Raw genomic sequence first — 22,521 nt, 5'->3', positions numbered from 1 at the left:
TATATTTATTGTTTTGTATCTACACTGTAGGCATTATTTTAATACTTCAATTATGTGTGGTAACATTGTCCAAATGGTATTTTCATCTTGAGCGGTGAATAAGTTACCATCTATTTCTGATTTCTCATCGGTAGCTGTTCCGTTCTGAATAGCTGGCTTGGCTAATGGGTGAACTGCTACTTTTTTTCCTTTGGTTATACCGGTAAAGTCAAACATCATTGCACCGGCACAATGTCCGATCATAATTTTCTTTTTATCCCCAAATGTTTTAATAACTTGCATCAAATCTACATTATAAGGCTTATCGGCATTCTGCTGAAATACAGGCACTGCATCGCCACAAGAGAAAACGAGTGCGTCAAATTCATCTTCATACCCCTTCAAATTAGCAATTACATCATCTACTGTCAAGCTGATTCCTGAATTTGTTTTAATCTCTTTCGTATCCGATACAGCAAATACTTTATATGAAATGCCATTCTCGAAAAACGCTTCCAAATATTGGAATAATCCACAACCATTTACCGGATTCACTGCTAAAACTGCAACTTTCTTTGCCATAATCATAATTATTTAAATGAAACAATAGTTATTATTAGTAAGTTTATTACTTTTGTGATGCAAATGTATCTTTCTTGTTTGATAAATGCAAGAACGCACTTGAAAATAAGGAAGTTACATAGAGGTAACTATTACTGAAACTCAATAAAATACAAAACGTTAAAGAATGAAAAACTTTCATCCGACAGGAAATTGTCCGATAAGAGATGTGCTTAGCCGTTTGGGAGACAAGTGGTCGATGCTGGTGCTTATTACGCTGAACGCAAATGGAACTATGCGTTTTAGTGATATTCATAAAACGATAGAAGATGTCTCTCAAAGAATGTTGACTGTTACATTGCGTACTTTGGAATCAGATGGATTGGTTGAACGGAAAGTATATGCTGAAGTACCTCCCCGTGTAGAGTATTGCCTGACAGATACAGGTGGTACATTGATTCCTCATATTGAAGGACTGGTGGGATGGGCTTTGGAGAATATGGATACCATTTTGGACCATAGACAGATGAGTCGGTAACATTTTTATTTTATGACAAAATAGAAAATATGGAGATAAAACTAGTAACTTCAGATAAAAAAGAATTCCTTGATTTATTACTCTTGGCTGATGAACAAGAAAGTATGATTGACCGATATTTGGAACGCGGTGATATGTTTGTTCTTTATGATGACGGGCTGAAAGCTCTTTGTGTGGTGACATGTGAAGGGCAAGGTGTTTATGAAATCAAGAATATTGCTACTGTTCCTTTTTTCCAACGACAGGGGTACGGAAAACGTTTAATAGAGTTTTTATTTGAATATTATCAGGGGAAGTGCTCTGAAATGTTGGTGGGCACAGGAGATGTACCTTCTTCCAGGTCTTTCTATGAGCATTGTGGTTTTGTGATTTCTCACCGGATAACGAATTTCTTTACTGACAACTACGATCATCCGATCTATGAGGATGGTGTGCAGTTGGTGGATATGATATATTTGAAGAAAACATTTTAGTGTGTATATCCAATGATTGAAATATGAATATGTTCGTTTATATTATTGTGTGGGTAAACAGACTTATTTATAGGCGTCTACCATGCGAAATCAGTTTCTCTATATTTACAATTAAAGACTGCGTTCTTAATAAACGTACTTTCTGTTTATAATAAACTTTTTGATAGTTTATTATAAACGGTATCAGAGTTTATTAAAAACTATTTTGAGCGTTCTTTAAAGATTATATAGAATGAATTAAGTAAAAATATAAACATAATAGGGCAATGATCGTTAGATCATTGCCCTATTATATATCTGTACTAATACTAAAATATATCAGTTTAAAGATTTCTTATGTCTCTATTTTTTTTATATTTTTCATTCCTCTTATTGCTTTTGTTTTTTCAAAGATACAAAATAAAAAGCCATTTGTCAAGTATTTCAATAGAAAAGCCGATTATTCATTAAACCAGTCTATTTTCTTTGAAAAATACATCACTATTGCCAGAATGATAAACAGTCCTAAGCTGCCTGCCAATAATGCGAAAGTCTCCAGTTGGATAAGAACAAAGATATAAATATAGAGTATAGCCAACAAACCGGACATGATTAATGACGGTTTCTTTTTCTTGGTGATTCCGAACATATATCCGCCTACCAGTATAATAGTTAGTGCAGAAGATAACAGATAGGCAGGATTGAAACCAACGTGTTCGGAGAAGGAGAGGAGCAGGCTGTAGAATAGACAGAGAGCCAGTCCTACCAATAAATACTGCAAGGCATGAATGCGGGTCTTGTTCATGATTTCAGTGAAGAAGATAACTCCGAAAGTCAGTAGGATAATCAGAATGGCATACTTTGCGGAGCGCATAGACTGTTGGTACTGTTCCACCGGAATTTTGAAGTTTACACCAAAACTTGAGTTTTCAATATCCTTGATGTTCGAGGTGTTGTAGTCAGCCATCACCTGTGAGTAATTCCGGTTCAAGTTTAAAACTTGCCATTGTGCCGAAAATTCCTTCTCCGTAATATTTCGGTTGTTAGGCAGATAGTTTCCGGTAAAGCTCGGTGTATTCCAGTTAGCTTTCAGATCTACACGGGTTGTTTTACCTAGTGGAATAAAGTTGAGTGACTGTGAACCTTTCAGTTTGATTTTTATTTCATAAGGCAGTTTTTTATTCTGCTTCAACTCTGACAAATTAGCGATCGCATGAACTCCGGTGTTATCTATTCCTCTGTTGTCCATACCCGGCTCGAATATATAAACAGAATCTCCCAGAGTGATGCTGATTTGTTCGCTGATACCCCGCATATCGGTCAGATTCAAGCAAATAGCTGCCCTGTCAAACTGCAATTGCTCCATATCTATTCTGCTCTTTTTCAATTCTTCCGAACTGAATGACCCTGTCAATGTTAGTTCCGATTGATATACATTGACCTCATAGATACTTCTTTTCAGGATTTCAGTCTTCAGTTGTCCGTTGATCATAAGCTCGTCAGGAAAAAGTATCAGGTCTTTGATGGAAACCTTCTTCTCGCCGTTGTTTTCAGTGACAACCGGATACTGGAGATTCAGGTAAGGGCCAGTGATGGTCTGTGCCAGACTCCATTTTTCACTTACCTCGTCGATAGCTTCTTCCTGGGTTCGTCCCCGTTCGGAAATAAGATTCTCAATCATGAACATGGGTATCATCAGGAGAAGGATTAATAATCCGATGATGACAACCTTGATTGTTTTGGAGAAACGGTGGAGGCATCCCATAGGTTGCTGCGCCTGTTGTTCATTTGAATTTTCATTGAAAGTGTCCATAAACCAGTAGTGTTTTGATGAATTATTTATTTTGATTTTAGAAATTTCTCTAAGGCTTCAATATGCGATTTGAAAGCTTCTCTGCCTTGCGGGGTTGCCTGAAAAACAGTCCGCGGCTTTCGTCCGACAAAAGTTTTGTTGCATACGATATATCCCAGTTCTTCCAGGGCACGGGTATGGCTGGCAAGATTGCCGTCGGTCAGAGAGAGCTGTTCTTTCAGAAAATTGAAATCAGCTTCCTCATTTACCATCAGAATAGCCATGATGCCTAGTCGGACCTTGCTTTCGAATGCCTTATTAATATATTGGAATGCTTCTATCATTTATGTTCTCTTTCTTTCGTAGTGTAAATAGAACAATATGCCATAGAGGATATGGAAAACGCCAAAACCGATGGTCCAGAACAGTAGTGAATGACCTTCCCAAAAACAGTCTACGACACCCAGACAAATGAAAGCATAGCCTAACCATACGATGCTGGAATAAGTAAACTTGGAAACGTTGACCAGTGCCAGCCCGTAAAATAAAAGCATGACAGAAGCCAGGATGTCATAATACTCGTGCATAAGGATGGAAATACATAAAACACCTCCGGTTAGCATTGGAAGAGAGAAATTCCACAATGCCCGGTAAGTGAGGCGGCTGAAAAATTTTTGTCCTGTCTTCTTGGATTTGTAATAGGATAGGATGCAGGCAGTGACCGCAGCAGCTACCAATACGAGTGAGGCTATTATGGCCATTAGTTCAAGGGCGACAATTAAATGAGTGCCCGGTGTAATAACTTGTGTGGCGATATATGCCCCAACTAATGCGTAAATGCCCGCCATGATTGCAGCGAGACCACTTAGAGAGATAAACTTTGAGGACTTTTCCATCAACTCTTTTATCTCATTCACCGATTCTAATGCTTTATCTTTATTCATATAAAAAGTACTTTGTGATGCAAAGTAAAATAAAAGATTTTAGATGAACAAACTTTTTGCTTGAATATTTTGATAATAAAGATCGGGATGCTATGATAATGAGTTAATATATAGTGATTTAAAGAACAAGTAAGCGAATGGTCAGGAATTATATATACATGGTATGGAAATGAAATTAGTCAAACCTTTGACTAATTCGACGGAAATATGTAACTTTGCCACCGAAACGAAACAGATAAAAAGGTTATAGAAAATGAGAGAAGGAGCAGAGTTTAGAGAACTCATGTTGCAGATTGTTCGTACCCGTATGGCTTTCCGCAGGTCTATGCAACGGACATTGAGAAAAAATAATGCGGGTATTACATTTGAGATGCTTCAGGTATTGAGTAGTTTATGGTACGAGCAGGGAATCAGTCAGCAGATATTGGCAGAACGCATTGCAAAAGATAAAGCCTGTCTGACCAATTTGATGAATAATCTGGAAAAGAAAGGGTATGTGTACCGTAAAGAAGATCCCGCCGACCGTCGTAATAAACTGGTATTCCTGACTCCCGAAGGGGAGGAGTTTAAAGACCAGATTCGTCCGATTCTCGATCAGGTTTATGTATACGCAGAAAAGATTATTGGTATAGAAAGCATTGAAACGATGTTATCTGAATTAAAAGCTGTATACGATGTACTTGAAAATGTATAGAAAATATGGGGCAGCTTTGTACTGTCTGCTTTTGGGCGCTTCCTCCATCAACGCACAAACAGATTCTTTGTTTCTTACCGTCGATCAGCTTTTTGAGCGGGGAGTGCAGCATAGTCTGCAACTTCAGGCAGATGCAATGAAAGAATCCATGGCGCAGGAGCGGATACGAACCGCACGTTCTGCGCAGTTGCCGGAACTGCAGATTGGACTGAAAGGGGGATTTGTAGGACAACCCGTCGTTTGGGAACGGGGATTATCCGATCCTGCCTATCCGGAAGCACCGGACTGGTCACAAAACTATGTAATTGATTTGGCACAGCCTCTCTATCAGGGTGGTAGAACCCGAAGTGCTATTCATAAGGCGGATATAGAAAAGCAAGTTGCCGAATTACAGACATTGACCGATCAGGCGGAAATAAAGTTAAGGTTATTGAATCAGTATATGAATCTGTTTAGTCTGTTTAAGCAGCATGAAGTACTGGTGCGGAATATTGAGGAGTCGGAACTCCGGCTACACGATATATGGCGGATGAAAAAGGAGGGTTTGATAACGAACAATGATGTGTTGCGGAGCGAAATGCAGTTGACTAATGATCGCCTGTCTCTACAGGAAACGGAAAACAGTATTGTGCTTGTATCGCAGCAACTCGATATCTTATTGGGACAGGACGAGAATTTATTATTAAAACCCGATACCACTGTTCTTTATCAGGCAGTTGCTTTGCAGCCGTATGATGATTATATTGTTCAGGCTTATGCGAATGATCCGGCGATGAAGCTGCTTCGTGTACAAACAGAATTGGCGAGGAATGAAATCCGTTCAGTCAAATCTTTTTCTCTTCCCTGTGTGTCGCTCTATGCATCGAACACTTTGGCGCGCCCCATCTCACGTACATTAGCGGATATGTATAATAATAACTGGAATGTAGGTGTGTCGGTTTCCTATCCTTTATCGTCACTGTACAAGAACAACCATAAAATAAAAGAGAGCAAACTGATGGTATCCTTGCGAAAAAATGAAGAGGAGCAGAAGATGCAGGGGATTCGCGTCGATGTACGTTCGGCTTTTTTACGCCACCAGGAAGCGTTGCAGAGGGTGGAAGCTCTAAAGCTGTCTGTCCGACAAGCGGAAGAGAATTATCGTATCATGCAGAATCGTTACCTGAATCAGTTGGCTATCCTGACTGATTTGCTCGATGCAAACTCCGTTCGTTTGAATGTGGAATTGCAGTTGGTCACTGCGCGTACTCGTGTGATTTATACTTATTATCAACTTCAGAAGGCTTGTGGAGATTTATGATTTTAGATTTATGATTTTATGGATGAACTGTTATGGCAAATGAATTGAAAGAAAAACAGCGGAAACTGAAAAAAGTAAGAGTTCGTAATATCGTTTTAAATTTGGTATGTATCTGTTTGGCAGTCTCCGGACTTTGGTGGACTGCTACTTACTTTTGGCGTTACGTTAATTACGAAGTGACGAATGATGCTTTTGTAGATCAATATGTGGCTCCTTTGAATGTCCGGGTCTCGGGTTATATAAAGGAGGTTCGTTTTAAGGAGCATCAATATGTCCGTCAAGGAGATACGCTGCTGGTGCTTGACAATCGTGAATATCAGATTAAGGTGAAAGAAGCGGAAGCTGCATTATTGGATGCACATGGTTCGCAGGATGTACTTCATTCGGGAATTGAAACTTCCCATACGAATATTGCCGTACAGGATGCCAATATTGCCGAAGCGAAAGCGAAACTCTGGCAATTGGAACAGGATTATCATCGTTTTGAACGTTTATTGAAAGAAGAATCAGTCCCGGAGCAGCAGTATGAACAAACAAAAGCTGCTTATGAAGCGGCAAAGGCACGTTATCAGGCATTAGTTGCGCAGAAACAAGCGGCATTATCACAATATGCGGAAACAAGCAAGAAGACAACCGGCGCAGAGGCTGCTATTTTACGTAAGGAAGCTGACTTGGATTTGGCAAAGTTGAATCTCTCTTATACGGTTCTTACTGCTCCTTATGATGGATATATGGGCAGGCGCACGCTTGAACCCGGCCAGTATGTGCCGGCCGGACAGACTATTTCTTATCTGGTGCGTAAGAAGGATAAATGGATTACCGCTAATTATAAAGAAACTCAGATTGCTAATATCTATATTGGTCAGCAAGTACGTGTAAAAGTAGATGCAGTGCCCGGAAAGACTTTTCATGGAGAGGTCACCGCGATTTCCGAAGCAACCGGGTCTAAATATTCCCTGGTTCCTACGGATAATTCTGCCGGTAATTTTGTAAAGGTGCAACAGCGAATACCCGTGCGGATTGACTTGGAAGATGTTTCTCCGGAAGAAATGGCGCAGTTGAGAGCCGGGATGATGGTGGAAACAGAAGCTCTACGCGAATGATTACCATGAAAGAATTGGAGGCACCTGTTCGTCAATGGGTACCCGATTGGCTTGGACTTATCAGTATCTTCATCGTGATTCTCCCGGTCACCATGCTCAATGGCTCATATACAGGCAGTATGCTGGAAGTATCGAACACGTTGGGCACTAATTCAGAAGATATAACGATGGGGTATTATGCCGCTTCAGCGGGCATGGCTATCGCTTATCCGATTATTCCTAAAGTGCTGGCAGCCTTTTCTGTGAAGTCTCTGTTGTTGATTGATTTGGTACTGCAATTCTTCTTGAGTTGGGCTTGCGCACGTACGCAAAACGCGGATATTCTGATTGTTTGTAGTTTTGCTGTCGGTTTTCTGAAAGGATTTCTAATGTTGTGGTTTATTCGTTATGCCCAAAAGATTTTCAGTCCGAAGAATATACGTAGCGAGTTCTATTCTTATTTTTATCCGTTGGTTTATGGTGGGGGACAGGTTTCGATGCTGGTAACGGCTTTACTGGCGTATCATTATAACTGGAAGTATATGTATTACTTTATGATGGTACTGATTTTGATTTCCATATTATTTGTCATCATCTGTTTCCGTCATAACCGTCCCATTAAAGCCGTCGCATGGTCTGATCTGCACATTCGTGAGATGTTTATTATTTCAGCCGGGTTGCTGATGTTGATGTACGTTATCAATTATGGAAAAGTGCTCGATTGGATGGCTTCCGGTAAGATTTGTGCCTATATCATCATAGCGCCTATGTTGATTGCGTTGTTCATCTGGTATCAGAGCCGTTCGGAAAATCCTTATGTAAGTCTGGCTCCTTTATTCCAGCCCAAAGCGATTATAGGCTATTTCTATATGATGCTTGTGATGTTTTTCAGTACATCGACCACTTTGTTGACTAACTATCTGACTGTCATTCTGAAAGTAGATACTACGCATACCTATTCCCTTTATATTTATTTGCTTCCGGGATATATAGTCGGTGCTTTTATCTGTTTCTGGTGGTTCCGATGGCAACGTTGGCGGTTCCGTTTTCTGATAGCGGGAGGGATGAGTTGTTTTGTGATTTTCTTTGCGATCCTGTATTTTGGCATCTCTCCGGATAGTACGTATGAAATGCTCTACTTGCCTATATTCTTTCGTGGGTTGGGTATGTTGACTTTGATTATAGCTTTCGCTCTGTTTGCCGTGGAAGACTTGAATCCGAAATACTTGTTGTCGAATGCTTTCTTTCTGATTATTTTCCGTTCCGTATTGGCACCTATTCTAGCGACCTCTTTTTATAGTAATGTATTGTACCGGTTACAGCAGAAATATATGTATTCTCTATCGGAGACTATCACCATTGCCGATCCGTTGTCGGCAACACGCTATAGCCAGTCCTTAAACAATGCAATTGCACAAGGACATCCATATAATGAAGCTGCGCAGCTGGCAACTAACTCTTTATATAATACCTTGCAACAGCAAAGCATGCTGCTTGCACTGAAAGAAATTCTGGGTTATTTGTTAGTTATATCCGTTATTATAGCTGTGGTTTCCCGTTTTATTCCCTTTCATAAAACAATCCGTGTTACCTTCAAGAGAACAGGTGACGATATGGTATAATATAAAAAAGAGTTGCTATCCTGTTCAACTTATCGTTGAGTGGAGGATAGCAACTCTGTCATTCTAACAATGTATCTTTTTATCTTCAGTATATTTGTTTATCAGATAAATAGCTGTTTACAAGGTTACGCCTGTTTTAAAGATAGCAATTTCGCGATAACCTTTCTTTTCGTTGTTTACGAATTCACCGCTTGCCACTTTGATAATATAATCAATGAAACGTTCGCAAGTCTTTTCCATCGGTTCGTTTTCTACAATCACACCAGCGTTGAAGTCAATCCATCCCGGTTTGTTTTTAGCCAGCGTTGAATTAGTGGAAATCTTCATGGTTGGAACAAAAGTACCGAAAGGAGTACCACGTCCGGTGGTGAAAAGCACCATGTGACACCCGCTCGCAGCAAGAGTAGTGGCTGCAACCAGGTCATTGCCCGGAGCAGAAAGCAGATTAAGACCTTTTTTCTGTAAACGTTCGCCGTAAGGCATCACGCCGGATACATAGCTCTTTCCGCACTTTTGGGTACATCCCAGTGCTTTTTCTTCCAGAGTAGAGATACCTCCGGCTTTGTTTCCCGGAGAAGGATTTTCGCCTACAGGTTCTCCGTGTGACAGGAAGTATTCTTTGAAGTCATTAATCAGATGGACGGTCTGTTCAAACAGTTTCTCGTTTTTGCAACGGTTCATCAGGATGGTTTCTGCGCCGAACATTTCCGGAACTTCTGTCAATACGCTTGTGCCTCCCTGTGCAATCAGGAAATCGGAGAACATACCTAATAGCGGGTTTGCCGTAATGCCGGAGAAACCATCGGAACCACCGCATTTCAATCCCACACGCAGTTCGGACAAAGGAACATCGGTACGTACATCTTTAGAAGCCTTTGCATACAAATCACGCAGAATTTCCATTCCTTCTTCATATTCGTCACCTACTTTTTGGGTAACCATGAACTTCACGCGGTCTTCATCAAACTCGCCCAGGAACTCACGGAATACGTCCGGCTGGTTATTTTCGCATCCCAAGCCTACCACCAATACGGCGCCCGCATTGGGGTGAAGCACCATGTCACGAAGAATCTTTTTCGTATTTTCGTGATCGTCACCAAGTTGTGAGCAACCGTAGTTGTGTGGGAAAGCGACAATGGCATCCACTCCCTTACCTTCGGTTTCGCGGCGCAGTCCTTCAGCCAGTTGACCGATGATACCGTTTACGCAACCTACTGTCGGGATAATCCATATTTCGTTTCTTACCCCTACATCACCGTTTTTGCGACGATAACCTTTGAATGTAAGATCTTTATGAGGAATATCCAAAGAAACCTGAATCGGGTTGTAAGTGTAATCCAGCAATCCGGCGAGGTTGGTTTTGATATTCGTTTCGTTCATCCAGTCACCCTGTTTCTTTGCCATCCGTGCATGTCCGATAGGATAACCGTACTTGATTACATTTTCGCCTTCAGCAAAATTCTTCAATGCGAATTTATGTCCGGCAGGAATGTCTTCGTTCAATGTAACTTCAATGCCATCTACAGAAAGATGCTCTCCTGCCGGGAGGTTAACAATGGCAACGGCAACGTTGTCGGCAGGATTAATTCTTAAATACTTTGTTTCCATGTAATGTACTTGTAAAGTTGTACTTTGTTGTTATTTGTTATGGTAATAGTCTATTGTTTCTACCGTTAACAAGTCGATGGGCATATAGTTGATGCAGGTCACTTCTTTTTTGAAAATAAGGTGATCGCAAAGAGCTTTGATGCCATTGGCGCCTTGCAGTTCCGGTTGCTGGGCAATGAGGAAAGAGATGCTTCCTTCTTTCAGGCAGGTGACATTCCGTTCCAGAAGGTCATAGCCTATCAGATTGAAATCTTTCTTTCCGCGACTTTGCAGGTATTCGCCAACGATATAGGCTTTAGAGTTGAATGTGATTCCATTCTTCACTGTCGGATAGGTACGGAAGAATTCATTCAGCATCTCATTGTCTTCGTCGTTGCGTTCGGCATGTAAGTCGAGCTCCAGTATAGTACAAGACGGATGATGTTCTTTCATGTACTGCCTGAAACCGATTTCTCTGTTTTCTTGCTGGTTAGAACCCACAATTCCTTCATGTATCTTGCGGAAAATAACGATTTCCTTTTCATCCCGCGCCAGTAACATCATCATTCTGGCGGCGAAGTATCCGCTTTGGCGTGAGTTCTGACCGAAGAAGGCGAGGGGAGGAACGTCTTTGATGTTGGAGTCTATATATATATAAGGTATATCCAATGCCTGCAACTGATCGGTGAAACCTTTCGTATATTGCGGAGCGGTAGGAGCTACCATCACTCCGTCCGGCTGTAAAGCCAAAATGGCTTCGCTGGCATTTTCGAATGAATGATAGTCGTACGGATCGTAATAGTTGATTCTCACCGAAGTGTTGAAATCCGAATAAGTGGCAATAGCTTCGTGGATACCGGTTTCTACCGCTGTCCAGTATTCGCCTTCCAGATGCTCCGGCAGCAGACAGATAAACGTATACTTCTTATTAGAAGCCAAAGCGCTGGCGTACATGTTGGGCTGGTAATCAAGCTGCTTCAGAATTTCTTCTACGCGTTTCTTGCTGGCTTCCGACACTCCGCTACGTCCATGAATAACGCGGTCTACTGTTCCCACTGATACATCTGCCAGACGGGCGATGTCTTTGATTCTGATTCTTTCGGGCAATTTATTCATACGATAACCTTTATTTATATAGGTTTTTGTGCTCGCACACACTAATAATCTTAATATTTTCGATACAAATATATAACAATTTTTGTAATTACGAAAATTGTTGTATCTTTGTGCCCGCACACGAAAGGTATGTGATATTAGTCGTTTTGTGAATTAATACTCATATAGTCAATGTGTTAACCCCTAAAATAGGGATGAAATGATAAATTGAAAGTTCATAATATTAATAACTTAGAATTTAAAACATAAGATTATGGGAAAGAAAGTCGTTACATTAGGCGAAATCATGCTTAGATTATCAACTCCGGGTAATACTCGTTTTGTTCAATCTGACTCTTTTGATGTAGTGTATGGTGGTGGAGAAGCTAACGTTGCAGTGAGCTGTGCCAACTACGGACATGACGCCTATTTCGTAACTAAATTACCGAAACACGAAATTGGACAGTCTGCTGTTAACGCATTACGTAAATATGGCGTAAAGACAGACTTTATTGCCCGTGGTGGCGACCGCGTAGGTATCTACTATTTGGAAACAGGTGCTTCTATGCGTCCTAGCAAAGTTATTTATGACCGTGCTCACTCTGCTATTGCTGAAGCTGACGCTGCTGATTTCGACTTTGATGCTATCATGGAAGGTGCTGACTGGTTCCACTGGTCTGGTATCACTCCGGCTATTTCTGATAAGGCTGCCGAGTTGACTCGTCTGGCTTGTGAGGCTGCAAAACGTCACGGTGTAACAGTTTCTGTTGACTTGAACTTCCGTAAGAAATTATGGACTAAAGAAAAAGCGCAGTCTATCATGAAACCGTTGATGAAGTATGTAGACGTATGTATCGGTAATGAAGAAGATGCAGAACTTTGCCTGGGCTTCAAACCGGATGCTGATGTTGAGGCTGGTCACACTGATGCTGAAGGCTACAAGGGTATTTTCCAACAGATGATGAAAGAATTCGGATTCAAATATGTAGTTTCTACTTTGCGCGAATCTTTCTCGGCTACTCACAACGGTTGGAAAGCTATGATCTACAACGGAGAAGAATTCTATACTTCAAAACGTTATGATATCGATCCGATTATCGACCGTGTAGGTGGTGGCGACTCTTTCTCCGGTGGTATCATCCACGGTTTGATGACTAAACCTAATCAGGGTGCTGCTCTTGAATTTGCTGTTGCTGCATCTGCATTGAAACATACTATCAATGGTGACTTCAATCTTGTTTCTGTAGAAGAAGTAGAAGCATTGGCTGGTGGTGATGCAAGCGGTCGCGTTCAGAGATAATCCGGAGAGTTGAAAAGTTTAGAAAATCAATTCATTTAAATAGTAAATAATAAGATGGCAAAATTCGATAAAATAGCCGTATTGAATAAGATCGGTTCTACAGGAATGGTTCCTGTATTCTATCACAAAGATGCAGAAGTTGCAAAGAAAGTAGTAAAGGCTTGTTATGACGGTGGTGTTCGTGCTTTCGAATTCACAAATCGTGGTGACTTCGCACAGGAAGTATTTGCTGAAATCGTTAAGTTCGCAGCAAAAGAATGCCCTGAAATGGCAATCGGTATCGGTTCTATCGTTGATCCGGCTACTGCTGCTATGTATTTGCAGCTGGGTGCTAACTTTGTGGTAGGTCCGTTGTTTAATCCTGAAATAGCTAAGGTATGTAATCGTCGTTCGGTAGCTTATACTCCGGGATGCGGTTCTGTATCAGAAGTAGGTTTTGCGCAGGAAGTAGGTTGCGATCTTTGCAAAGTATTCCCGGGTGATGTTTACGGAACTAACTTCGTGAAAGGCTTAATGGCTCCGATGCCATGGTCTAAGCTGATGGTAACAGGTGGGGTAGAACCTACTAAAGAAAACCTGACCGCATGGATTAAAGCCGGTGTATTCTGCGTAGGTATGGGATCTAAGTTGTTCCCGAAAGATAAAGTGGCAGCAGAAGACTGGGCTTATGTAACTGCAAAATGTGAAGAAGCTCTCGGTTATATTGCCGAAGCCCGTAAATAAGATTAGAGAGCGAAAGCTGTCTATAATAAAAAGAGGTTGATGCGACAGCCTCTTTAAAATATGCCTTGAGGGTTAGTTAGTTTAGTTAGTATATAAGGCATATTTTCATTTTGTTTAAAGGTGTTTAAAGGGGATAAGCCATCGGGATGAATCATTCATTTCGGTGGCTTGTTTTTTGGGGGGAGGGGGAGCCATTACTATTGCTGAAAGTGGAATGAACTAATCTCCCGGTAAGATGTTTCTTAGATAGTAGATGTAATAATAATATATATAATGGAACCTCCTCACCACCACTACGAACTTAATCATCTGTTGACATCGCTCAATAAGGCTTTTATCATAGGCATCACTCTGAATATTGCTTTTGTTATCGTAGAGTTCGGAGTAGGGTTTTATTATAATTCCTTGGAGATTGCTTCACGATAGCCTCCGGTTGTCGTTGGAAGAAGTGAAACAGCATATAAAAGAAGCGCTCGAAGAGGCAGGCATCCATCATGCTACTTTGGAGTTTGAAGATGAAAGGTCTACTTGCTGCGAGGAATGTTGTGAGGATTAAATAAAATCCGTACCTTCGCGCCCTTAAACTAACTAACCTTTATTTTTTATGTTTACTGACTTATTGCATTCCTCTTATTTTTCCCTTTTCCTGATTGTCGCATTAGGGTTTATGCTGGGAAGAATCAAAATCAGAGGATTATCTCTCGATGTGTCGGCAGTTATATTCATTGCCCTTCTCTTCGGGCATTTTGGTGTTGTCATTCCTAAAGAATTAGGAAACTTCGGTCTGGTGCTCTTCATTTTTACCATCGGTATTCAGGCAGGGCCCGGATTCTTCGACTCTTTCCGCAGTAAAGGGAAGACACTTATCCTCATCACTATGCTTATTATTTGTTCCGCCTGCCTTACCGCAGTCGGGCTGAAATATGCATTTGATATCGATACACCGAGTATTGTCGGTCTGATTGCCGGAGCGCTGACCAGTACGCCGGGTTTGGCCGTTGCCATCGACAGTACCAATTCTCCTTTGGCATCTATTGCTTACGGTATCGCATATCCGTTTGGAGTGATCGGCGTGATTCTGTTTGTCAAGCTGTTGCCTAAAATCATGCGGGTGGATTTAGATAAAGAAGCCCGTCGCCTGGAGATAGAACGTCGCGGACAATTCCCGGAATTGACCACTTGCATTTATCGCGTCACTAATGCGAATGTGTTCGATCGCAGCCTGGTGCAAATTAATGCGCGCGGTATGACGGGTGCTGTCATTTCACGTCTGAAACACAATGATGAAATATCCATTCCCACCGCCCATACGGTGTTGCATGAAGGAGATTACATACAAGCCGTAGGTAGCGAAGAATCACTGGATCAACTGGCTGTGTTGGTAGGTAAGAGAGAAGAAGGTGAACTGCCTTTGGATAAAACGCAGGAAATAGAATCTTTGTTGTTGACCAAGAAAGACATGATAAACAAACAGCTGGGGGATTTGAACTTACAGAAAAACTTTGGTTGTACAGTGACTCGTGTTCGTCGAAGCGGCATTGATCTATCTCCGTCTCCCGATTTAGCCTTGAAGTTTGGTGATAAACTGATGGTAGTCGGTGAGAAAGAGGGACTTAAAGGAGTAGCCCGCCTGTTGGGAAACAATGCGAAGAAACTATCCGATACGGACTTCTTCCCTATTGCAATGGGGATTGTATTGGGAGTGTTGTTTGGCAAAATAAATATCTCTTTCTCTGATAGCCTGTCATTCTCACCGGGACTGACCGGGGGAGTTTTGATGGTAGCTCTTGTGTTGAGTGCGATAGGTAAGACAGGACCCATTATCTGGTCTATGTCCGGGCCTGCCAACCAGTTGTTGCGCCAGTTAGGTCTGCTTCTTTTCCTTGCCGAAGTAGGAACTTCTGCCGGTAAGAACCTGGTAGCTACCTTCCAGGAAAGCGGATTATTGATGTTCGGAGTAGGAGCCGCTATCACATTGGTGCCGATGCTTGTTGCAGCCATTGTCGGACATTTCGTATTTAAAATCAGTCTGCTCGATTTGCTGGGAACTATTACGGGAGGTATGACAAGTACTCCGGGACTTGCTGCCGCCGACTCTATGGTGGATAGCAATATTCCGAGCGTAGCTTACGCAACTGTTTATCCGATTGCCATGGTATTCTTGATTCTGTTTATTCAAGTAATAGCCTCGGCTGTATATTAACAGAATTTTATATAATAATTGATTGTTAAATAAATAGTTCGTATCTTTGCCGCCTCAAAGAAAAAATGAGGTGAAACGATTGTTATTGAATATTACGCGCTACTTCTTACCGATACTGTTTATATCGTATCTGGTAAGCTTTACGTTCTTTGCCCACGTGCATGTGGTCAATGGCGTGACAATCGTCCATTCACACCCGTTTAAGAAAGGGGCGGCACATAAACATTCTACAGTCGAACTACAGTTGATTCATTTTCTGTCTCACTTAATGGCAGACGGTGCGGCGGCTGTTTTTGCTCTTTCCCTTTTTATTCCTTTCTTATTGTGCTTGTTGCTCGGACGTTCGCAACACACTCACTATTACTGTCCGTATCATGGGGTAGTGGGACTTAGGGCACCCCCGGTTATTCGTTTCTCTATTCTTTAAATGATGATACCGTACCTTGCATGAGGTAGGGCATTATCTGTCTATCCATGTGAATACTTATCGAAAACGAATAACAAACGAAAAATGAAGAAATACATCTTTTCGCTTGTCTGCCTGTGCTGCACATTGCTGCCTGCCCTTGAAGGACAAGCTCATGAATATCCTGATCATCCAGAATTACGCAAGTCAGATGCCAATATTGTTGGCCATATTCTTGATAAAAATACAAAAGAGCATTTACCCTATATTACAGTCGCCTTGAAAGGTACGACCATCGGAACAGTGACCGATGCTACCGGACATTATTTCTTGAAGAATCTTCCCGAAGGCAATTTTGTGCTAGAGGTTAGTTCGGTGGGATATAAAACCGTCAGACGGAATGTGACGCTGAAGAAAGGGCGTACATTGGAAGAAGAATTTGAAATAGAAGAAGACGCGGTTGCTTTGGATGGCGTAGTTGTATCTGCCAATCGTAATGAAACTACCCGCCGTTTGGCTCCGACACTGGTGAATGTAGTAGATTTGAAAATTTTTGAGAATACCAATTCTACGACTTTAGCGCAAGGATTAAGCTTTCAGCCGGGCGTCCGTGTAGAGTCCAACTGTCAGAATTGCGGTTTCCAGCAAGTACGTATCAATGGACTGGATGGTCCTTATACGCAAATTCTGCTCGATTCCCGTCCCATTTTTAGCGCGCTTTCCGGTGTGTATGGTATCGAGCAGATTCCTGCCAGCATGATAGAACGTGTGGAAGTGATGCGTGGAGGCGGATCGGCACTGTTCGGCTCATCTGCCATTGCCGGTACAATCAATATCATCACCAAGGAACCGATGCATAACTCCGGTATGTTATCCCATACGATTACGGGAATTGGCGATGGCGACGCTTTCGACAACAGTACGGCATTGAATGCTTCATTAGTGACGGACGACCAGCGTGCAGGTCTGTATATCTTCGGTCAGAACCGCCATCGTTCTGCGTATGACCATGATGGTGACGGATATTCCGAAATACCCAAATTGCACGGTCAGACAATTGGTTTCCGTTCGTTCCTGAAAACAACGACCTATTCAAAACTTACTTTTGAATATCACCACATGGAAGAATTCCGCAGAGGAGGAGACTTGTTGAACCGCCCGCCTCACGAAGCGAATGTGGCGGAGCAGACCGAACACTCCATCAATGGCGGAGGACTGAAGTTCGATTATTTCTCCCCTAACGAGAGACATCGTTTCAATGTGTTTGCATCCGCGCAACACATCAACCGTGACAGCTATTATGGTGGCGGACAGGATCCGAATGCTTACGGAAATACCACCGATTTGAACTGGATGGCAGGATCGCAATATGTTTATAGCTTCGGAAAATGTATCTTCATGCCTTCCGACCTGACTGCCGGCATAGAATTCAATCAGGATAAACTGGAAGACAACATGTGGGGCTACCACCGTACGGTAGATCAGAAAGTGAATATCGGTAGTGCTTTCCTTCAGAATGAATGGAAAAATGAGCATTGGGGATTTCTGATTGGCGGCCGTTTGGATAAGCATAATCTGATTGACCATCTGATATTCAGTCCGCGTGCCAATCTGCGTTATAATCCGACAGAAAACATCAATCTTCGTTTCAGTTATTCGTCCGGCTTCCGTGCTCCGCAGGCTTTCGATGAAGATTTGCATGTGGAGAATGTAGGCGGTAATGTAGCAATGGTTGAACTGGCGGATAATCTGAAAGAAGAAAGATCACAGAGCCTGAGTGCTTCGGCAGATATTTATCATCGCTTTGGTGCGTTTCAGGTTAACTTCCTGATAGAAGGATTCTATACAAAGTTGTCGGATGTTTTTGCCCTTACCGACGGAGAGATAGTGAATGGAGTCCTGACACGTACCCGTCACAATGCATCAGGAGCGCAAGTTATGGGATTGACACTGGAAGGAAAGATGGCTTACCTGAATAAAATCCAGGTTCAGGCAGGAGTCACTCTGCAACAGAGCCATTACAGCAAACCGCACATCTGGAACAAAGAAGCTCCAGCGGTGAAGAAAATGATGCGTACGCCAAATACTTACGGCTATTTTACAGCAACCTACACCCCGATAAAACCGTTATCTATCGCTCTTTCCGGTACCTATACCGGTTCGATGCTGGTTCCCCACGAACCGGTTCCGGGATTCCTTGAAAATCCGATAACGGTGAATACCAGAGACTTTTTCGACATCGGTTTGAAAGCTGCTTATGACTTCAAACTTTACAAGTCGATGAACCTCCAGGTGAATGCCGGCATACAGAATATTTTCAATGCTTACCAGAACGACTTCGATAAAGGAGCTGACCGTGACTCCGGCTATATCTATGGTCCGTCACTGCCGAGAAGTTTCTTTGCAGGGGTAAAGATCAGCTATTAACCGGTCAAAAAAATAGTTTCCCGGCACGGCACTTTCAGTTTCAAGCCTTGAAACTGTTTGTTTCCTGCCTTGAAACTTTAGTTTCTCCATAGAGAAACCATAGTTCCACCGTAGGTGAAACTAAAGTTTCCTTATGGGGAAACTATGGTTTCACACTAATGAAACTAAAGTTTCAAGCAGTTGAAACGAATGTATCGTATAGAGATTCATTCTTTTTCCTTATTGATAATTGATTTATCAGGCAGGGTGATAGGTGATAGAGGAAAGTGAAAAAAATCTGTGTAGAGATAAATCAAACCATATCTTTATCGACCCCGAATTTTTCTCCTGTCTGACACTCACCGGCAGGTTCCACGTGTACCAGAATGTCATATACGTTATCCACCGAATTAATGATGCTCTTCTCCACCGCACCTGCAATCTCATGTGCCTGTGTGATGGTAATTTGCGGATTCACTTCTATATCAAGGGTAATCATATAGAGATTTCCTATCATTCGTGACCGGACGCGATGTGGATTGCTGGCACCGGGCACTTTCTCTACCGCCTCGAATATCTTATTATATACATTGACATCTTTCACCCCGTCCATTAGCTCCACATTGGAATCAATAAAAATGCTGATGGAAGATTTGATGATAAAGAGACTGATTATCAATCCCGTAACCGAATCGAGTATGGGTGATTTGAAGATGAAAGTGAATATCAATCCCAGCAAAACACCGGTTGAGATGACGACATCATTGCGCATATTGATAGCGTTTGCCGTGAGCATGGAGCTGTTGATCTTCTTTCCCTGTTTGTGTTGGTATAAAGCCAGCAAGAGCTTACCGATAATAGAAAACACGGTGACATAGATAGCGATAGACGATGGTATCTCTTTCACTTCATCTGAAAAAATGCTTTGAATGGACGATATCAACATTTGTACACCGGCATAAAATATCACCAGTGACAGAATCTTAGTCGCGATGCCTTCCGCTTTCTCGTAACCGAATACATATTTCTTTGAAGGAGGACGGTTGATGAGGCGTGCCGTAAAAATCATAACGATAGAGATAACGACATCGGTTGCCGAGTCGATACCGTCGCCCACTACGGCCAGACTACCGGCCCATAAACCGATGATGATTTTAGATGCAGATAGGATTGCATTGCCAATTGTGCTAATCCATGAGGTTTTGATTAAGATATTCTCTCTTGACATTGGAAGTGACTCTTTATAATTAATTGTTTGATTGAGATTGGCTAGCAAAGATAAACATTTATAGGAGTCTGTGACGTCAAGTCGCAAAAAAACTTTTCCCGGGCTTTTAGTAGTTTCTATGTTTTAGTTGTATTATATATAGATGGTCAATAAAAGACAGGACAAATCATTTATTAAATAGTTAACCGCATGTTCAAAAAATTAAGTAGCTCTTTACTCATTGTATCAGCTTGTGTTTTTTCTTCTTGTACGCCCACCGTTAAGCAAGAAATTGCAATCCTACCTACCCCCGTTAGTCTGACCGAGCAGTCGGGCTCGTTTGTTTTAAAAGATGGAATGAAGATTGGAGTTTCCGATCAGTCGTTGTTTCCGGCAGTCGGGTATTTGCAGGAGATTCTCCGCAATGTCATATTGTCTTCTGTGGAGGTCACTACTGATAAGAATCAGGTAGATATGTATTTTCAGTTGAAAGATACCGGTGGCAAGCCCGGTTCTTATAAACTTCAGTCTACGCCGGAATATATCCAGGTAGAGGCTTATGATTATTCGGGCATCATTTCTGCGATTACTACTATTCGCCAGCTCCTTCCTGCAGCGATAGAAGTGCAGGGAGAGAAACAAACTTATTCAATCCCTGTCGTGCAAATAGAAGACGTACCCCGTTTTGAATGGCGTGGATTTATGCTGGATGCTTCCCGTCATTTTTGGAGTAAAGATGAGGTAAAGCATGTATTGGATCTGATGTCTTTGTATAAACTCAATAAATTCCACTGGCATTTGTCTGACGATCAGGGCTGGCGTATAGAAATTGAGAAATACCCGCTACTTACCGAAAAAGGAGCCTGGCGTAAGTTTAATGAGCAGGATCGGATCTGCATGGCACGTGCGAAAGAGGAAGATAATACCGATTTCCTGATTCCGGAAGATAAGATACGCATTGTGGAAGGAGATACGCTGTATGGAGGTTATTATACTCATGATGATATCAAAGAAATAGTAGCCTATGCTACGCAAAGAGGAATCGATGTCATTCCCGAGATCGATATGCCGGGACATTTTCTCGCGGCTATCAGTCAATATCCGGAGTTGGCATGCGACGGACTAATCGGATGGGGAGAAACCTTCTCTTCTCCTGTCTGCCCGGGTAAAGACGCGACGCTGGAATTCTGCCAGAATGTATTCAAAGAAGTTTTCGAGCTTTTCCCTTATGAATATGTGCACATGGGTGGTGATGAAGTGGAAAAAGCCAACTGGAAGAAATGCCCTCTCTGTCAGAAACGTATCCGTACGGAGAAGCTGGGTTCGGTAGAAGAACTTCAGGCATGGTTTGTACGTGACATGGAGAAATTCTTCCTCGCCAACGGAAAGAGACTCATCGGCTGGGATGAAGTGGTAGCCGACGGATTATCTTCCGATGCCGCTATTACATGGTGGAGAAGTTGGGCGAAAGACGCGTTGCCTACGGCGACCGCGCAAAAGCAGAAAGTGATTGCTTGTCCGAATGAATATTTCTATTTCGATTATGCGCAGGATCAGAATTCAGTGAAGAAAATACTGGCATACGATCCGTGTTCGGATGATAGATTATCACCCGAACAGAAGAAATATATCTGGGGTGTACAGGCTAATCTCTGGTCTGAATGGATTCCGACAATGAAGCGCATTGAATACCTGATCGTTCCCCGCATGATTGCATTGAGTGAAATAGCCTGGGCGGAGCCGGCTGCTAAACCAAGCCTCGAAGAGTTCTATCGTCAGCTTGTTCCGCAGTTTAAACGGATGGATGTGATGAGGGTAAATTATCGTGTGCCCGATTTGCAGGGATTCTATAAAGTGAATGCATTTATTGATGAAACAACGGTTGACTTGACTTGCCCGTTGCCCGGTACTGAAATACGCTATACGACAGACGGCAGTATGCCTACCAAAGAATCTACTCTTTATAATGGTGCTCTGGACGTGACGGAGACTACCGATTTCGCTTTCCGCACGTTCCGTCCGGACGGTTCTCCTTCGGATGTGGCACATACTAAATATGTAAAGGCTCCTTATGCGGAGGCGGTGACTGCTCCGGCTGCCTTGCAGCCCGGCTTGAAAGCTGTATGGCATGACTTCCGCGGTAATCTTTGTGCAGATATTGACGCGGCTCCGGTAAAAGGGGAATATGTGGTAGAATCGGTATCTATCCCCGAAGAGGTGAAAGGAAATATCGGCTTGGTGATGACCGGTTATCTGGAAGTTCCCGCTGATGGTATTTACACCTTTGCCCTTCTATCGGATGACGGTAGTACATTGACGCTTGACGGTGAATTGCTGGGAGATAATGACGGTGCACACTCATCGGTAGAGATTATTGTGCAGAAGGCATTGAAAGCCGGATTGCATCCGATAGAGGTTCGTTACTTCGATTGTAACGGAGGTGTATTGCAGATGGAACTGGTGAATGAAAAAGGTGAAAAAGAAATGCTGCCGGGTGCGTGGTTGAAACATGAGGTGCACGCACGTGTGTGAAACTGGATGGGTAAAAGAGGGTACCCTTTTGTGAAGTGCACCCTCTTTACCTCTTTTAGAATACATCATCTATTCATATTCCAAAATGAATACATTAA

General features: G+C 42.3%; 20 protein-coding genes and 1 pseudogene. 14 read left to right on the top strand and 7 right to left on the bottom strand.

All coding sequences use genetic code 11. The annotated features are described in order from the left end of the window. Positions 1–33: 33 nt before the first annotated feature. Complete coding sequence (locus I2I04_RS14605) at positions 34–561, bottom strand: DJ-1/PfpI family protein (protein WP_195470956.1); 528 nt, start codon at positions 559–561, stop codon at positions 34–36. Between the two features lie 166 nt (positions 562–727). Between I2I04_RS14605 and I2I04_RS14600 the strand changes: the two genes are divergently transcribed. Further along, positions 728–1,078 carry a winged helix-turn-helix transcriptional regulator gene (locus I2I04_RS14600; RefSeq protein ID WP_143259899.1) on the top strand — a complete coding sequence of 117 codons (351 nt, stop codon included), beginning with the start codon at positions 728–730 and terminating at the stop codon, positions 1,076–1,078. Between the two features lie 29 nt (positions 1,079–1,107). After that, entirely contained in the window at positions 1,108–1,551 is a 444-nt protein-coding gene (locus I2I04_RS14595) for a GNAT family N-acetyltransferase (protein WP_143259898.1), read from the top strand. A gap of 439 nt (positions 1,552–1,990) precedes the next feature. On the opposite strand, the gene creD is transcribed toward I2I04_RS14595, so the two are convergent. Genes creD through I2I04_RS14580 form a run of 3 tightly spaced genes read right to left on the bottom strand, consistent with a single transcriptional unit; the run spans position 1,991 to position 4,266 of the window. Further along, a complete protein-coding gene (gene creD, locus I2I04_RS14590; RefSeq protein WP_128857750.1) occupies positions 1,991–3,343 on the bottom strand; it encodes a cell envelope integrity protein CreD in 1,353 nt (450 codons plus the stop codon). Positions 3,344–3,369: 26 nt separating this feature from the next. Next, positions 3,370–3,666 carry a winged helix-turn-helix domain-containing protein gene (locus I2I04_RS14585; RefSeq protein WP_128857749.1) on the bottom strand — a complete coding sequence of 99 codons (297 nt, stop codon included), beginning with the start codon at positions 3,664–3,666 and terminating at the stop codon, positions 3,370–3,372. Continuing rightward, entirely contained in the window at positions 3,667–4,266 is a 600-nt protein-coding gene (locus tag I2I04_RS14580) for a hypothetical protein (protein WP_195655327.1), read from the bottom strand. A 253-nt stretch (positions 4,267–4,519) separates the two neighbouring features. On the opposite strand from I2I04_RS14580, the gene I2I04_RS14575 reads away from it, so the two are divergent. From I2I04_RS14575 to I2I04_RS14560, 4 genes are read left to right on the top strand one after another with little or no spacing between them, the layout of a single operon-like run. After that, on the top strand, positions 4,520–4,960 hold the full coding sequence (locus I2I04_RS14575) for a MarR family winged helix-turn-helix transcriptional regulator (RefSeq protein WP_195470962.1): 441 nt from the start codon (positions 4,520–4,522) through the stop codon (positions 4,958–4,960). Next, positions 4,941–6,260, top strand: a complete 1,320-nt coding sequence (locus tag I2I04_RS14570) for a TolC family protein (protein ID WP_195655326.1) — start codon at positions 4,941–4,943, stop codon at positions 6,258–6,260. The genes I2I04_RS14575 and I2I04_RS14570 overlap by 20 nt, the downstream gene beginning before the upstream one ends. A 32-nt stretch (positions 6,261–6,292) precedes the next feature. Further along, on the top strand, positions 6,293–7,363 hold the full coding sequence (locus I2I04_RS14565; RefSeq protein WP_195470966.1) for an HlyD family secretion protein: 1,071 nt from the start codon (positions 6,293–6,295) through the stop codon (positions 7,361–7,363). After that, positions 7,360–8,964 (top strand): MFS transporter, encoded by a 1,605-nt coding sequence (locus I2I04_RS14560; protein ID WP_195655325.1) that lies wholly within the window; start codon positions 7,360–7,362, stop codon positions 8,962–8,964. The genes I2I04_RS14565 and I2I04_RS14560 overlap by 4 nt, the downstream gene beginning before the upstream one ends. A gap of 117 nt (positions 8,965–9,081) precedes the next feature. On the opposite strand, the gene I2I04_RS14555 is transcribed toward I2I04_RS14560, so the two are convergent. Together I2I04_RS14555 and I2I04_RS14550 are read right to left on the bottom strand one after the other, a co-directional pair. Further along, on the bottom strand, positions 9,082–10,572 hold the full coding sequence (locus tag I2I04_RS14555) for a UxaA family hydrolase (protein WP_195655324.1): 1,491 nt from the start codon (positions 10,570–10,572) through the stop codon (positions 9,082–9,084). 30 nt (positions 10,573–10,602) lie between these two features. Continuing rightward, the gene (locus tag I2I04_RS14550; RefSeq protein WP_195655323.1) at positions 10,603–11,667 is read right to left on the bottom strand and encodes a LacI family DNA-binding transcriptional regulator; all 1,065 of its coding nucleotides are present in this window, start codon (positions 11,665–11,667) and stop codon (positions 10,603–10,605) included. A gap of 253 nt (positions 11,668–11,920) precedes the next feature. Between I2I04_RS14550 and I2I04_RS14545 the strand changes: the two genes are divergently transcribed. From I2I04_RS14545 to I2I04_RS14515, 7 genes and pseudogenes are all read left to right on the top strand, one after another. Then, positions 11,921–12,946, top strand: coding sequence for a sugar kinase (locus I2I04_RS14545; RefSeq protein ID WP_022275219.1), 1,026 nt, complete (start codon positions 11,921–11,923; stop codon positions 12,944–12,946). Positions 12,947–13,000: 54 nt separating this feature from the next. Next, positions 13,001–13,669 carry a bifunctional 4-hydroxy-2-oxoglutarate aldolase/2-dehydro-3-deoxy-phosphogluconate aldolase gene (locus tag I2I04_RS14540; protein WP_004300153.1) on the top strand — a complete coding sequence of 223 codons (669 nt, stop codon included), beginning with the start codon at positions 13,001–13,003 and terminating at the stop codon, positions 13,667–13,669. Positions 13,670–13,942: 273 nt separating this feature from the next. Beyond that, positions 13,943–14,089: pseudogene (locus I2I04_RS14535) on the top strand (cation transporter); the annotation flags it as partial. Further along, positions 14,082–14,225 carry a hypothetical protein gene (locus I2I04_RS14530; protein WP_153260294.1) on the top strand — a complete coding sequence of 48 codons (144 nt, stop codon included), beginning with the start codon at positions 14,082–14,084 and terminating at the stop codon, positions 14,223–14,225. The pseudogene I2I04_RS14535 and the gene I2I04_RS14530, both read left to right, overlap by 8 nt. A gap of 48 nt (positions 14,226–14,273) precedes the next feature. After that, positions 14,274–15,872, top strand: coding sequence for an aspartate:alanine exchanger family transporter (locus tag I2I04_RS14525; protein WP_143259890.1), 1,599 nt, complete (start codon positions 14,274–14,276; stop codon positions 15,870–15,872). A gap of 46 nt (positions 15,873–15,918) precedes the next feature. Further along, positions 15,919–16,299, top strand: a complete 381-nt coding sequence (locus I2I04_RS14520; RefSeq protein WP_195655322.1) for a hypothetical protein — start codon at positions 15,919–15,921, stop codon at positions 16,297–16,299. Between the two features lie 84 nt (positions 16,300–16,383). Then, positions 16,384–18,705 carry a TonB-dependent receptor gene (locus tag I2I04_RS14515; protein WP_195655321.1) on the top strand — a complete coding sequence of 774 codons (2,322 nt, stop codon included), beginning with the start codon at positions 16,384–16,386 and terminating at the stop codon, positions 18,703–18,705. Between the two features lie 292 nt (positions 18,706–18,997). Here I2I04_RS14515 and I2I04_RS14510 read toward each other — a convergent pair whose 3' ends face one another. Continuing rightward, positions 18,998–19,912 carry a cation diffusion facilitator family transporter gene (locus I2I04_RS14510; protein ID WP_195655320.1) on the bottom strand — a complete coding sequence of 305 codons (915 nt, stop codon included), beginning with the start codon at positions 19,910–19,912 and terminating at the stop codon, positions 18,998–19,000. 189 nt (positions 19,913–20,101) lie between these two features. On the opposite strand from I2I04_RS14510, the gene I2I04_RS14505 reads away from it, so the two are divergent. Then, positions 20,102–22,423, top strand: coding sequence for a family 20 glycosylhydrolase (locus I2I04_RS14505; protein WP_195655319.1), 2,322 nt, complete (start codon positions 20,102–20,104; stop codon positions 22,421–22,423). Positions 22,424–22,521: the final 98 nt, after the last annotated feature.

It is taken from the genome of Bacteroides sp. 1001136B_160425_E2 (genome assembly GCF_015559655.1).
Taxonomy (GTDB): Bacteria; Bacteroidota; Bacteroidia; order Bacteroidales; family Bacteroidaceae; genus Bacteroides; species Bacteroides luhongzhouii.
This window is presented reverse-complemented; position numbering and strand designations above follow the sequence as displayed.

What these genes read in the sequence shown, in the direction of transcription:
- I2I04_RS14510 (WP_195655320.1), bottom strand. Translation starts at nt 19,912, where the DNA reads ATGTCAAGAGAGAATATCTTAATCAAAACCTCATGGATTAGCACAATT.
- I2I04_RS14525 (WP_143259890.1), top strand. Translation starts at nt 14,274, where the DNA reads ATGTTTACTGACTTATTGCATTCCTCTTATTTTTCCCTTTTCCTGATT.
- I2I04_RS14575 (WP_195470962.1), top strand. Translation starts at nt 4,520, where the DNA reads ATGAGAGAAGGAGCAGAGTTTAGAGAACTCATGTTGCAGATTGTTCGT.
- I2I04_RS14605 (WP_195470956.1), bottom strand. Translation starts at nt 561, where the DNA reads ATGGCAAAGAAAGTTGCAGTTTTAGCAGTGAATCCGGTAAATGGTTGT.
- I2I04_RS14565 (WP_195470966.1), top strand. Translation starts at nt 6,293, where the DNA reads ATGGCAAATGAATTGAAAGAAAAACAGCGGAAACTGAAAAAAGTAAGA.
- I2I04_RS14585 (WP_128857749.1), bottom strand. Translation starts at nt 3,666, where the DNA reads ATGATAGAAGCATTCCAATATATTAATAAGGCATTCGAAAGCAAGGTC.
- I2I04_RS14595 (WP_143259898.1), top strand. Translation starts at nt 1,108, where the DNA reads ATGGAGATAAAACTAGTAACTTCAGATAAAAAAGAATTCCTTGATTTA.
- I2I04_RS14570 (WP_195655326.1), top strand. Translation starts at nt 4,941, where the DNA reads ATGTACTTGAAAATGTATAGAAAATATGGGGCAGCTTTGTACTGTCTG.
- I2I04_RS14505 (WP_195655319.1), top strand. Translation starts at nt 20,102, where the DNA reads ATGTTCAAAAAATTAAGTAGCTCTTTACTCATTGTATCAGCTTGTGTT.
- I2I04_RS14545 (WP_022275219.1), top strand. Translation starts at nt 11,921, where the DNA reads ATGGGAAAGAAAGTCGTTACATTAGGCGAAATCATGCTTAGATTATCA.
- I2I04_RS14515 (WP_195655321.1), top strand. Translation starts at nt 16,384, where the DNA reads ATGAAGAAATACATCTTTTCGCTTGTCTGCCTGTGCTGCACATTGCTG.
- I2I04_RS14540 (WP_004300153.1), top strand. Translation starts at nt 13,001, where the DNA reads ATGGCAAAATTCGATAAAATAGCCGTATTGAATAAGATCGGTTCTACA.
- I2I04_RS14600 (WP_143259899.1), top strand. Translation starts at nt 728, where the DNA reads ATGAAAAACTTTCATCCGACAGGAAATTGTCCGATAAGAGATGTGCTT.
- I2I04_RS14560 (WP_195655325.1), top strand. Translation starts at nt 7,360, where the DNA reads ATGATTACCATGAAAGAATTGGAGGCACCTGTTCGTCAATGGGTACCC.
- I2I04_RS14550 (WP_195655323.1), bottom strand. Translation starts at nt 11,667, where the DNA reads ATGAATAAATTGCCCGAAAGAATCAGAATCAAAGACATCGCCCGTCTG.
- I2I04_RS14580 (WP_195655327.1), bottom strand. Translation starts at nt 4,266, where the DNA reads ATGAATAAAGATAAAGCATTAGAATCGGTGAATGAGATAAAAGAGTTG.
- I2I04_RS14555 (WP_195655324.1), bottom strand. Translation starts at nt 10,572, where the DNA reads ATGGAAACAAAGTATTTAAGAATTAATCCTGCCGACAACGTTGCCGTT.
- creD (WP_128857750.1), bottom strand. Translation starts at nt 3,343, where the DNA reads ATGGACACTTTCAATGAAAATTCAAATGAACAACAGGCGCAGCAACCT.